Origin of the sequence: Paenibacillus sp. FSL P2-0121 (assembly GCF_037975345.1) — a bacterium.
Classification (GTDB): domain Bacteria; phylum Bacillota; class Bacilli; order Paenibacillales; family Paenibacillaceae; genus Paenibacillus_AQ; species Paenibacillus_AQ odorifer.
Window position 1 is genome coordinate 4,922,593 of sequence record NZ_CP150245.1, and the last position, 12,509, is coordinate 4,935,101.

Annotated in this window: 8 protein-coding genes; 1 reads left to right on the forward strand and 7 read right to left on the reverse strand. The window is 43.8% G+C overall.

The genetic code is table 11. The features are described 5' to 3' along the window. Positions 1–980: 980 nt before the first annotated feature. Together MKY54_RS21905 and MKY54_RS21910 are read right to left on the reverse strand one after the other, a co-directional pair. Positions 981–7,454, reverse strand: a complete 6,474-nt coding sequence (locus MKY54_RS21905) for a phosphodiester glycosidase family protein (protein ID WP_339187920.1) — start codon at positions 7,452–7,454, stop codon at positions 981–983. Between the two features lie 117 nt (positions 7,455–7,571). Next, positions 7,572–8,489, reverse strand: a complete 918-nt coding sequence (locus MKY54_RS21910) for a LysR family transcriptional regulator (protein ID WP_076281398.1) — start codon at positions 8,487–8,489, stop codon at positions 7,572–7,574. Between the two features lie 164 nt (positions 8,490–8,653). Here MKY54_RS21910 and MKY54_RS21915 point away from each other — a divergent pair, with 164 nt between their 5' ends. Further along, positions 8,654–9,403, forward strand: a complete 750-nt coding sequence (locus tag MKY54_RS21915; protein WP_076129478.1) for an SDR family oxidoreductase — start codon at positions 8,654–8,656, stop codon at positions 9,401–9,403. Positions 9,404–9,481: 78 nt separating this feature from the next. On the opposite strand, the gene MKY54_RS21920 is transcribed toward MKY54_RS21915, so the two are convergent. The 5 genes from MKY54_RS21920 to MKY54_RS21940 form a co-directional block, all read right to left on the reverse strand. Continuing rightward, positions 9,482–9,772, reverse strand: coding sequence for a MazG nucleotide pyrophosphohydrolase domain-containing protein (locus tag MKY54_RS21920; protein ID WP_036676004.1), 291 nt, complete (start codon positions 9,770–9,772; stop codon positions 9,482–9,484). A gap of 106 nt (positions 9,773–9,878) precedes the next feature. After that, a complete protein-coding gene (locus MKY54_RS21925; protein WP_339187924.1) occupies positions 9,879–10,199 on the reverse strand; it encodes a cyclic-phosphate processing receiver domain-containing protein in 321 nt (106 codons plus the stop codon). 99 nt (positions 10,200–10,298) lie between these two features. Then, positions 10,299–10,667, reverse strand: a complete 369-nt coding sequence (locus MKY54_RS21930) for a type II toxin-antitoxin system PemK/MazF family toxin (RefSeq protein WP_339187926.1) — start codon at positions 10,665–10,667, stop codon at positions 10,299–10,301. Between the two features lie 3 nt (positions 10,668–10,670). Then, positions 10,671–10,829: a hypothetical protein gene (locus tag MKY54_RS21935; protein WP_175618933.1), complete on the reverse strand. Its 159-nt coding sequence runs from the start codon at positions 10,827–10,829 to the stop codon at positions 10,671–10,673. Positions 10,830–11,137: 308 nt separating this feature from the next. Continuing rightward, on the reverse strand, positions 11,138–12,496 hold the full coding sequence (locus MKY54_RS21940; RefSeq protein WP_076278389.1) for an LLM class flavin-dependent oxidoreductase: 1,359 nt from the start codon (positions 12,494–12,496) through the stop codon (positions 11,138–11,140). Between the last annotated feature and the right edge of the window lie 13 nt (positions 12,497–12,509).

A 12,509-nucleotide genomic window follows, 5' to 3' on the forward strand; every position in this document is an offset into this window, starting at 1 on the left:
TATCATAACACAACATAACAATTTGTGTTGGCTAATAACAATTATTCCTTGTTTTTACTTGCCTCTGAAGAGTAATTCCCAGTATTCCACACCCAATATAACCCTATCTTTACAAAATACCGGAAAAAGACTCGGCGCCCGTCTGTAAGGATTTGGAATATGTTCGTTACTCACCTCAGTTTTACTTTCTGCTTAAGCCCTATTCATCTTCTTGGTCTTACCTTCCACTTTCTGCTCACTTTACTCACCTGGCTCAACTAGCTCACCTTACTCACCTTACTCACCTTACTCACCTTACTCACCTTACTCACCTAGCTCACCTAGCTCACCTGACTCACCTAGCTCCACTTGGCTCACCTTGCTTACCTAGCTCAACTAGCTCACCTAGCTCACCTAGCTCACCTTACTCACCTAGCTCCACTTGGCTCACCTGACTCAACTAACTCACCTAGCTCACTCAATTCTACCTCATCGGACCGAGGAGACCTTATTAAGCTGATTTCAGCCATTCTGCTCATCTATCGGACTCAGATGCAGCTATTCATTAAAATATATTACGATTCCGGGCAAAAGTATGACAATAAGAGCTATGGAGTCCGAAAATTTGGAAAAATGGACCAAAAAGTTAAAATAGCGGCAATACAGTCCGTTACGATTCCAAACCATCGAGGCTATCTGTTAAAACAAACTTTCTTGATAAAAGTAGCTCGTCCGAGCCGAACTTACCAAGTGGGCATCGCTGTTGGCGTACTTTAGCTTTAGCGTTCCTCAGCGAGCGTGTCTTAGCCTGCCTCAGCAAGCGTGCCTTAACTTTCCGTTCTCCATTTTCCCTTCTCCAATCCTTTGTGTCTCACCACCTGTTTTTACTTTTAATTCGCTTTCCCCCTCTGTGTACATGCGTGCGTACCCTGCACATATCCAACTAATCCAATTATCAAAAAAACAGCCAGTCCCCATCAACCTGAGACTGGCCACAATCATTACTCCATAACACTCAGCAGGTTGAGGATCATCTGTGCACTTTCAGCACGTGTTCCGTTTTGGTTCGGTGCAAATTGTCCTTCAGCCCGTCCTTGCATCAGACCAAGTCTGTACACTTCGCTGATTGCCTCTTGAGCCCACTGTGGAGCATAACCAATATCGTTGAATGCCGAAATGTTACGGCTAGCTACAGATACATTACTCTTCGCGTAAGCATATGCACGAGCCAGCATTGCAGCCATCTCCTGGCGGGAAATCTTCGCCTCCGGTTCAAACTGTGAAGCAGTCTGGCCGTTAATCACTCCTGCTTGTTTGGCTAACCCTACTGCTTCTGCATACCATTTATCTGCAGGTACATCAGCGAAAGCAGGTTCCGCTTGACCTTTCAAGCCAAGCGCACGAACTAACATCGCTGTGAACTCCGCCCGTGTAACCGCACGGTTCGGATCAAATTGGTCCGCAGCAACACCTTGTACAAATTGTTTTGCCGCAAGCTGCTTCACAGCAAGGTAAGCCCAGTGATCGGACTTCAAATCTTTGAATGTTTTATCAACTTCTAAAACAATGTATTTACTAAAATGACTGACGGCAGCAGATAGATAACCATTCGTCCATGTACTGCTCATATACTCTAATTTACCCACGTCTTCGATAAAATAAATACCTAATAAGCTTCGATCTACATCTGCACCGACCTTATATGAAATCATAATCGGCTCTGCAAACTGTCTTAACGAGAAGGACTGATCATTTTGTGTGAATATGCTAAGCGACCATTCCCGCAGATCACTTTTCGCCCGCAATTGTGCACCCGCAAGTGCACTTGCACGAGCCAACAGATCCACTGCTGTATTATCAGCTACAGGTTTCAGCCGTAGCGAAATCGTACTCTTGGCAAGAGCCTCAGCTGAGATTAGCTTACTTAGTTCTGCCAGTACTGTAGCAGGAATCGTAACGGATAAATCCTGCATAACCACTCTAAGCGGTGCGTGTCCAAGCAGCTCTGCTGCATTGCCTGGCAAAAGTAATTCCGTAATCGCCCCATTAACAGAAACCACAACTTCACCTTGAGCATTCTTGCTCTCTGACAGTTGAGAAGCCGTTATGGTGACTACGCCCGTTTGTGCTGATGCCGACGGCGTTGGTGTCACCGCAGGTCCCGGCACCCAAGCACCCGGCGTTGATGTTGGCTCTGGACTTGGTGTCGGTGTTGGTGTTGGTGTTGGTATCGGTGTTGGTGTCGGTGTCGGCGTTGGTGTCGGCGTTGGTGTCGGCTCTGGGCTTGGTGTCGTACCCGGCGAGCCCTCAGTCACTATCAGAATATATTCAGTGCTCAAACCGTTATAAACAGCGCTGACTTTTGTTGTACCAGCACTCAGAGCATGAAGTTCTCCAGCCTCACTAATCATTGCAATGGAATGATCAGATGTATCAAAGATTACTTCCTCGAACAATTCTTGCTTGCTGCCGTCACTGTATACCGCCTGAACAACAACGGAGCCTTTACTTCCTTGTTCCAGCGAATCCGGCCCATCCATTGTTATTTCTGTAAGAATAGGTGCTTCATCATTTGTTACTATAAGGTTATACTCCGAGGCGAACTCCCTATAGGTTACTGAAATCACAGTGGAGCCTTTCTGATGAGCCTGAACTAAACCCTGTTCATTGATCGTAGCAATATGCTCATTCGAGCTGAAATAATGAAGTCCATCTAATATTGCGGTACGTTTTCCAGATGCGTAGACAGCTTCTGTTACAGATTGGTCGACTTCTTCCGGTTTAAGCTGTCTCTTTCCCTGAAGCTTAATTGCTTGCAGCGCATCTACAGTTATCGCACTTTCGGCAAAAATATTCGGGTAACCTGCCACTGTGACTCTTATCTTAGCTGTCCCTGGCTTCAATGCAGTAACCAAGCCATTTTCATTTACAGTAACTACTGATTCTGCCGGATCAGGAACGATGGACCAAAGCTTTGTCAGATGATTAGCCTCATCCGGCCCCACCTTAGCTTGCAATTGCAGGCTAGCCCCAGGCTCAAGCTCAACAGCAGTTTGATCCAGCGTAATGGATTCCGGAACCAATTTGCCGATCACTAAACGGTCAATCTCAACTCCGTCTACTGTTCTTGCGGTAACCGTAATCTCGTTCTTCTCAATCTCAACAGCCGTATAGATTTGCTCATCTTCGTCATATATTTTTTCCTGCCAAAAACGTGGTGTCAGCGCATAGAACTTAGGACCCGAGGAACCGCCGATAACATACCGAGTGCCTTCGCCTTCTGCAACCTGTTTACCCTCCTTCATTGGAAAAGTTCGCAAATAGATATGATCATGACCGTTCATCACCAAATCTACGTTGTGCTTATCAAAGACCGGAACCCACTTCGCTTGTACCTGCTCATTCGAATAGATGCTGCCGTACGGTCCTTGATGGAAAAAAATCACCTTCCACTTTTTATCTGTAGCGGAAAGATCCTGATCCAACCACTCGGCCTGTTCAGTGAACGGACTACCTGAATGCTCTGTATTCATAACCACAAAGTGCGTATCCTTAATATCAAAAGAATAATTCGTACCTTTTACGCTCGCCGCACCGTTTTGCGGGTTATTGAATTGCGCCAGATAATCCCCATCTCCATTGGTTCCCATCACTTCATGGTTCCCGATAATCGGAACAAGTGTGGTATTCATCAGCTGCTTTTGAGCTGCATCAAACCACCAGTTCCACTGCTCTTGTTCAAAGCCCTTATCCACCATATCTCCAGCATGTACCAGCATTTCCGCATCCGGCATATACGCGTAAGCCGCTTCAATCGTATCTCCCCAAAGACCAAAACCAGCCTTAGAATCTGCTTGGGAATCTCCGATAAACAGGAATTTTGTAGAAGTGTCCTCACCACCACTTGTAACAAAAGCTCCTTGCTCACTTACATTTGACTCGCCATCACCCACACGATATACATATTCCGTTCCGGGGGTAAGCGCAGTGGCCTCCGCTTTATGAACTCGCATCGCTCCGTCATTGTTGGTGTTGTAAATTGAACTGCTGCCGGTAATTTTTATTACATTCGCAGCTTGAAAGCTTGTAAACTCCGCTTTTTTCACAAGTTCTACTACAGTATCCATGGTCAACGGTTCTGTCTGCCAAGTGAACTGGCGAGAAGTTGCTGCATCTTGGCCCATCGTAACATTAACATTACGCGGAGCTGTAGTAGCGTCATATGGAGCAACCTTGAACGTCATTACAGGACTATAGGTATTTCCTTTTACCGCCTGCAATTTAAAAGTTCCTTCTGCTGAAGTGACAAAGTCAGTAGTTAGTGTTCCACTTGCCCCTGAAGCAACACCTTGTACCTCCACTCCATCGAACAGCAGCTTTGCTCCTTCAACGACACTTCCATTCAGATCTTTTACCGCAAAAGATGCATCAAAGCCCTTCGCAAGATCATAATGGTTCCAAGTGAGCATCAACTGTGTCTTCACAACAGATTCAACAGCTGCTCCAATAAAAGAAATAGGAACTCCAGTACCCTCTGTAGAAGTTACCGATCCGGATGTATTTTCAATTACAAAAGCTTTGCTAATATCTCCAGCCAACTGCTCCTGAGTGTAGGGACCCACAAAATCATTTCGAACTGTATATTGAATTTGCCCGATGAGATCCGTATCTCCCAGATTGGAAGAATTGATATTCGTTAAGTTAAGACGCACAGTGCCCAATGCCGGATCAATGATGGACTCCACTTGCGTTTCTGATACCTTATTCCCCCGAATTACCTGCAAATCTTTAACTGCAGCCGGATTAAAAGCAAACGTAAGATGTCCTTCCTTCAGCTTGCTCGCTTTCTCTGCCGTTACGTCCAAAGTGTAAGTGTTGCCGGCATATACTACTTCTGGTGTTTTGTACACATAGAACGGAGAGCCCAAATTTACTGTAAAATACCATTCTTTTATCGTCTGGTTACCGCTTAAATCGCGAATGGCAACTTTTACTTTATGACGGCCTTCTGTCAGTGGAACCTTTGGTTTATAAGTAATCTGACCTTTTGGAGGATAAAAGCCATGCTCCACTAATTGATCGTCCACATATACTCGTATTTTGTCAGGATCGATTAAGGTCGTTCCCGGATGCACTACTGGATCATAAGCATCATCCTCACCATTGACGGAAAGGGTCGGTGTAGCTGTTTTGACAATTTCGTTCACGCCGGGATATGCATCTTTAAGAATAGAAGGTATTCTGTCCTCCTCTAGCGGGCCATAAATGGCACGAATATCATCAACGTAAATAGCTCCCGCACTCTTATTAAGATTGCTTGTCTCCATATAGCGGACAGGCATATCCATCGTTAACGGGGTGGTTTTCCCCTTAGGAACGGATACTTCGACGTATTTCCACCCCGTCCAGTTCACACCATTTACCTGATCAGTAAAATCCACAGGCACTGCCGCATTATTGCCATCCCGAATCTGTCCCCGCAGCCAGTGCTTTTTGCCATCTCCGTAGATCCACATACTGATCTTCTCAGGATACCCCGGAATCTGAATCCGATTGGCGGTTGAGCTTGCGGCTAAATAAGCACCGGATGTGCCTGTTTTATTAACAAAATCATATTCCAGCTTCAAGGCTTTGTCCCCGTTGCGGACAAAATCCAGATCCGACACTTCCTGAATCGCCACGCTGTTAGCTGCTGCACTAGAGGCTATATATTTATCAATGCCATTCTCAAAATCCTCCAGCATTACAGGCGGTAACCCCACATTTACTTCAAAAGAGGTCTCAACGTCCCTGTATTTAGCATAAATCTTTCCGTTTTTCCCGTTCTCACTCGTCGCCTGAAACAGACCCTTCTCGTCCACGGTTCCGATCTCGCCCTCAACCCGCCATTCGAAGCTAGGGTTGTCAGCTTGAATCACTTGTCCATTACGTAGCGCCTTCACAGTTAATTGTGCAGCAGCACCTGAAGAATAAGTTTTAATTTCATCAGGAAACCTAAGCTCTGTAAGCTTATCTACAACCTCAATTTCAGCACTGCCTTTGACTGCCCCAGCCTCTACAATTACAGTTCCTGTGCCGGCAGTGATTCCTCCGGTGAAGACTCCGTTCGCATCGACAGTACCAAGGTTAGCGTCCACCTGCCAATTCAGCGTACCCGAATAAGGCGCCGGATGGCCGTTCTCGTCCACTCCTGCCGCTTTGAATATAAAGCTGGAGCCTTGCAAAATACGTTCCGTATTCGGCTGCACAACCAGCTTAGAAGCCGAAGGTTGCTCAGGGGCTGTATTGACAAGCAATAAACCGTTACCGGTTTTACGCTCGTAACCATCTGAGCCCTGATTCATCATTCGGACACCAGATGTACCCGGCATTCTGGCCACAAAAGTAGAAGAACCGCCACCATCCAGATTCATGGCGTTCACTACGCCCATATCCTTCAGAATGTTGCCAAGCTCATCGGTATCTACGCCCTCACTAAAACCTGGCGATCTTCCATCCACTTCGAATAAAACGAGACTTCCATCCGCTTTTGTCCCAATGGCTGTCCGCGGATGAATTCCTAAAGGCCCTACACCTTGTTGAACTACTCCGTCTTTTACCAGCGGTCCTTCGCCGCCAATAGCTACCTTCACATCATTCCATTCTCCGCTGAGCGCAAAGCTGGCAGTAACGTTATCGCCAACCGATAACCCTTGCAGAACAGCACGGGACGTACCCTGGGCAGATAAAACCACTTTTCCTTGGGAAAGCGGCGTATTGCCTTGATTGTTGCGGATTTCAGATACCTTCAGCTTCAAGGTCTGACCGCTTTTCACTTCTCCCTCGACAATATCTAGAACAACCTCGTCACCCTCATTGGTTGACTTTGTAGTTGTATTATAATCTTCCGTATAAAGAACCAGCTCATTCGTATTTCGATAACGGTTGATGCTGGTCAGATTGGTTGTTTTTCCATTAATCGTTACGTTTTTGGTCAGCTTCGGCACCCCATAAATCGAGCTGCCATCTTCTTTTAAACCGAAAGTAAAAGCTGAAATCGAACTGTTCAGGATTACACCCTCATCCATAAATAACCCATTAGGAACACCCGTAGCAAAACCGGAGATTTCATAAAAATCACCGTTAATCCCTGCGATCACTCGGTTTCCAGGTGAATCCGCATACGTGGCCATTTCTGTAATGCCCTTCATACCGTATACCTTTCCATCCTTCTTACCTGCCCGCAGCTCCAAATTTCCTTGTTGCGGGTTGAACTCCACTGCATGTATCTTTTGTAAACCACGTTCATTCTGGAGATCCATCCAGGTATACATCGCCCCAGGTGCAAGCTCTGTTTGGCGAACATCAATAACGGTTCCGTAGTCTGTTGCTGGTAAATCAGAGATGGAAGCGCGAACAATTGCCCCCGGTTGTAACAACGAAATCAACAAAACAAAGATAACAACAACATTAATTTGCCTTAGATACCTTCTCACTGTGTTGACATCCTCCCCACTTGGCTGTCCTAATATCGATCTGAGCTTGGACAACATCATAGGGTTAATATTAACTAGGAAGCGTAAAGGTTAGATAAAATTTACCAAGGCATACTGTTAACTTCGTCTAATCATTTCATCAAATTCATGCTTTAGCCTGTTGATAAATCTTCGGGCGGTCTGGGAGGTCTGTTTTGAAGCAGAGACAATAGCTCCTGAATATTTCGCACGGGTATCTGGTGATCGTAACTCGATGGTTTTCATGAAGGCAGAAGTCATCTCTGATATTTTAAGAAACGAATAATCCAGACCAATTGTGATGGCCAGTCCTTCTGCAACTGCATTCTCAATCGCCCGTGTGTTGTTACTTACAAAAAGCAAATTGATCGGCCCATAGCCAGATAAATATCGCTCTACATAGTCCTTAATGTAAGGATCATCGTATAAAACTAACGTCTGCCCCACTAACTGATCCGGTGTAAGGATTGAATTCAGGGCTAGCGGTGACTGTGGATGTACACCAACTACAATTTTTCCTTCCATTAACCGTTCAAACTTAACCCCCTTATATGTGTCAGGCATTCCCTCCGGTGAGACCATAAGTCCAATGTCCATTTCATCCTGAAGTACATTATCCAGAATTTCTTTGGGTCCTTTTTCAAAAATCTCTATTTTCACATTTGGAAAATCCGCCTTAAAACTAGAGATTACCTTCACCATCAGATGCATGGGTCCAGGTATCGTAGCAATTTTCAAATGACCACTTAACGTATCGCTGTAAATCTGTGCCTCTTCTTTTAATTCATTTACTTTCATCAGGACTTCATTTGCTTTGCTAATAATGGTATTTCCTTCTGCTGTGGGAACCGCCTTTTGCCCACGCGAACGGATGAACAAAGTAACTCCCAGCTCAGCCTCCAGCATGGTAATGGACTGACTCATTGCGGATAGAGTGATATGACGATTCTGAGCTGCTTTGGTTAAAGAACCAATCTTTGCGACTTCTACAATATTCTCGCATTGCTCTAAATTCATTTGAATCACCCCTTAAGTTAATCTTTACTTAATAACTATTAAATTTACTTAAATTTTAATTAATTTAGACAAGTGTTACAATGTAAATAAGTTAGTAAGTAACCATTTTTACTATATCAACTTTCATTTCTAGTATAACTATATTTCTTGAGGAGGAAACTCAAATGACAGACAAAAGAGTAGCCGTAATAACTGGTGGAGCCAGTGGAATCGGGAAACAAACCGCCATTAAATTTGCAAGTAAAGGTGATCAAGTTGTCGTTGCCGATTTCAATCAACAATTAGGTGAAGAAACGGTAGCACAAATTATTAAAGAGGGTGGCGAAGCAATTTTCGTCAAAACAGATGTTTCCAAATATGAAGATGTCGAAGCGCTGGTTCAAAAAACTGTAGATACTTATGGAAGAATTGACGTTATGTTCAACAATGCCGGGATCGGCCGCGTCACTCCTGTACTAGACCAAGACCTTAAGGATTATCACAGTGTCATTAATGTCAATCAGCATGGTGTAGCCCATGGGATTATCGCTGCTGGTAAAAAAATGCGTGAGCTCGGCATCAAAGGTGTGATCATCAATACAGCTTCTGTATTTGGATTCCTAGCTTCCCCAGGTACATTCGCATATCACGCTTCTAAAGGTGCGGTCATTATGATGACTAAATCCGCAGCACTTGAACTTTCGGTTCATGGCATCCGCGTGCTTGCCGTTGCTCCAGGCGCTGTAGATACGCCAATTATCCAAGGATATAAAGATCAAGGAATGGTTGACCAAATGAAGAGCAAAGTAATGGGTAACAAACTAACATTACCTGAACAAGTTGCAGACACTGTATACTTGCTCTCCTTACCAGAAGCTAGTGCAATTAACGGTAGTGTTGTAATGGCTGATGAAGGTTATGCTTCATTTAAATAAAGTTTAGGGTGAAAAAAATCCAAGGCTTCCCTCGAGGGAGGTCCTTGGATTTTTTTAAAAGTATTCAATAGATACACCCTACTCCCAAGTCCTCTGTTCATTAATCTCCAGCTTACGTTTAAACGCCTGCTCCAGATCAATACCAAGTTTATTGGCCAGATCAAAAATATTCCACACCACATCGTACATCTCGTATCCCAAGTTTTCTTTCCGCTCCGCATCTGGATGAAAAGATACCGACAAAACCTCTTTGGACAACTCCCCAACCTCAGTCATTAAGTACAGCATTCTCTGCTCAATGGTGCTGGTATCAAACCCTTTGATTTCACTGAACTCCTTAACATACTGTTGAAACTCTGCTGCATTCATTTCCTTACGCCTCGCTTTTTGGTATAAAGTTATGTAAAGATTAACACATCTCTTAGTCCCATCAATCTCCACTATACTTATTGACTGTTATGGGATAATAGTAAATTTATATATCCTTCTTTATAAAACCTCTGCGTTGAGCTGCCAATAAGGTCTCGTACATATCTCTTCTGCCTACAGGATTATCCGTATGATGATAAATCTTATTCGCCCTTAAACCATGCTCACAAAAGTATTTCACAAAATCATACCCGTTCTTTAGTTCAATTCCCTCGGCGTCTTCACCTAAATCATGATCAAGCGTAAGGATGTTCACTTCATTATTTTCGAAAAGTTTAACAGCGTCTTCAAATGTTCTTGCCAAGGTAAACCCTTCTGGACAGTCTCGTAAGTCATCAAGATAAACATTTATCATATCGAACCTCATTTCTTCATGACGTCCTTATCTAGTGAACAGTATCCTCCAGCTTTATGGTACAAAAAAACACTTCGTTGAAGAAGTGTTCTTCAAAAAATTATGTATAATTTACCAAAATCCATCCCCTGAATCGAGGAATTCCATTAATTTTTTCTTAACGTTCTTTAAATCGATTGGGTTTAGTTGACCGATGTAATCAGATGAATTAAAGGAGGAGGCCTCCGCTTGGGCTACGCAATTCACTTTTGCAAATGAACTTTCCCCTAATCCGCAGTCTCTTCCTTTAAATAATGGAATTTTCCACTTATCATACTTTCCTTCAAAATTTTTTATTTTAGAGTGGGTCAATGCAACGAAAACAACAAAAATTGGTAATCCATCAATAATTTCCACTATTGCGACTGGTCTTATTTCGGTTTCTCTTGTTTTTGGATAATCTACTTCATACCAAAAAACTTGCCCGGCTTTTAGATTCATCTATTACTTCTTAAATTCCTCAAACCATTTTTGTTGGAGACGGTTATCAGAGTCAATTTTAGCCTTTCCATCAACTACATTCAAACGCGGTACTTTCGATTTGAAGTTAGGATGTTCAGACAATGAGTTAGGGATATTTTTTTTCTTTTGTACAAGACTCATACCATTTTCCTCCTCCTTCTCACACATTTTAGAATGACACCTCCCAAGCATTTTATTGCTTGGTTTAAGCATATCCGTCTTTGGTATGGTTTAGACCAGTATACCAATGCAGCTGCAAACACTGTAGTTGTGCTCTAATACTATTTAAGTCTATCACAATATTTACCATATATAAACCTTATTGTAGGGCGGTAAACATTTAAAATGTGGCATTTATAGAATGATTTTTTACAATTCAGATTATTCTATTATAACAAAAACACTCCTCTATTGGTTCTTCAAAAACCGATAAAGGAGTGAATCCAACCTTATTTACCAGCCCCTACTTCAGCCACTCTACGATTCTGGAAATGATGGATATCCGGACGCTCCAATCCTAGATGTTCACGAAGGGTACTCCCCGTATACTCAGTGCGGAACAAGCCGCGTGCTTGCAAGATGGGCACAACATGATCCACGAATTCATCCAAGTTGCCCGGCAGTACTGGTGGCATAATATTAAATCCATCGCAGCCGTACTCTTCGAACCACAATTGCATTAAATCTGCCAATTGTTCATAGGTTCCAACAAACTGCATATGTCCTCGTGCACCAAGCAAACGGCGGCCTAATTCTAATATCGATAATTTGTCCTTACGAGCCATATCCATAATCAGCTGAACCCGGCTTTTCATTCCATTTGATGCTTCTACTGGATCAGGAATCTCAGGCAGCTGTCCATCTACTGGGTATTCGGACAGGTCAAACCTCAACATGCCAGACAACATACCAACAACAGCGGCAGGAGGAATCAACTCCTGCAGTTCTTTATATTTACTTTGGGCTTCCTCTTCGGTCGCTCCAATGATCGGAGATAAGCCCGGCATAATTTTTAAGCTACCACGTTCACGGCCATAATCTGCTAATTTGGAATTGACGCTTTCATAGAAGGCCTTAGCCGCTTCAAGCGACTGCTGTGCCGTAAAGATCACCTCTCCAAAACTAGCTGCAAAATCTTGTCCTGGACCAGAAGATCCGGCTTGAATAAGTACAGGATACCCTTGAGGTGAGCGAGGAACATTGAGGGTTCCTTTTGTAGAATACCACTCCCCTTTGTATTCCACTTCTTTGATCTTCTTCGCGTCAGCAAATTGTCCCTTTTCGCGGTTGACGATTAAAGAGTCATCCTCCCAGCTGTCCCAGAGAAGCGTTGCCACCTCAACAAATTCACGTGCCATTTTATACCGAAGTCCGTGCTCTGGATGCTCCGGCTTCCCATAGTTATAAGCTTCCACATCAAGCTGGGAGGTGACAATATTCCAACCCGCTCGGCCTTCACTAATATGATCTAAAGAAGCAAATTTGCGAGCCACATTATAAGGTTCGTTATACGTGGTCGATACGGTAGCCGTTAATCCGAGTTTTTCTGTTTCTGTCGAAAGGGCTGACAACAGCGTCAATGGGTCCAGCATACCCGAAGCTGCTTGATCCGCACCCATCACATACAACAAATCCGCCAAAAACATCATATCGAACTTCCCACGCTCGGCGGTTTTTGCCAATTCGCGATAAAATTTATAATTGAAGATCTTATCCGCTCCCGATTCCGGATGACGCCAGCCATAATGATGATGTCCTGAATAATAAATAAATGCACCTAAATGTAGCTGATCTTTTCTGGTTCCCATAATGACCCTGCCT

Bases quoted from the DNA above. Each gene is read 5' to 3' on its own strand.
- MKY54_RS21910 (WP_076281398.1), bottom strand. From the start codon at position 8,489: ATGAATTTAGAGCAATGCGAGAATATTGTAGAAGTCGCAAAGATTGGT.
- MKY54_RS21915 (WP_076129478.1), top strand. From the start codon at position 8,654: ATGACAGACAAAAGAGTAGCCGTAATAACTGGTGGAGCCAGTGGAATC.
- MKY54_RS21920 (WP_036676004.1), bottom strand. From the start codon at position 9,772: ATGAATGCAGCAGAGTTTCAACAGTATGTTAAGGAGTTCAGTGAAATC.
- MKY54_RS21925 (WP_339187924.1), bottom strand. From the start codon at position 10,199: ATGAGGTTCGATATGATAAATGTTTATCTTGATGACTTACGAGACTGT.
- MKY54_RS21930 (WP_339187926.1), bottom strand. From the start codon at position 10,667: ATGAATCTAAAAGCCGGGCAAGTTTTTTGGTATGAAGTAGATTATCCA.
- MKY54_RS21935 (WP_175618933.1), bottom strand. From the start codon at position 10,829: ATGAGTCTTGTACAAAAGAAAAAAAATATCCCTAACTCATTGTCTGAA.
- MKY54_RS21940 (WP_076278389.1), bottom strand. From the start codon at position 12,496: ATGGGAACCAGAAAAGATCAGCTACATTTAGGTGCATTTATTTATTAT.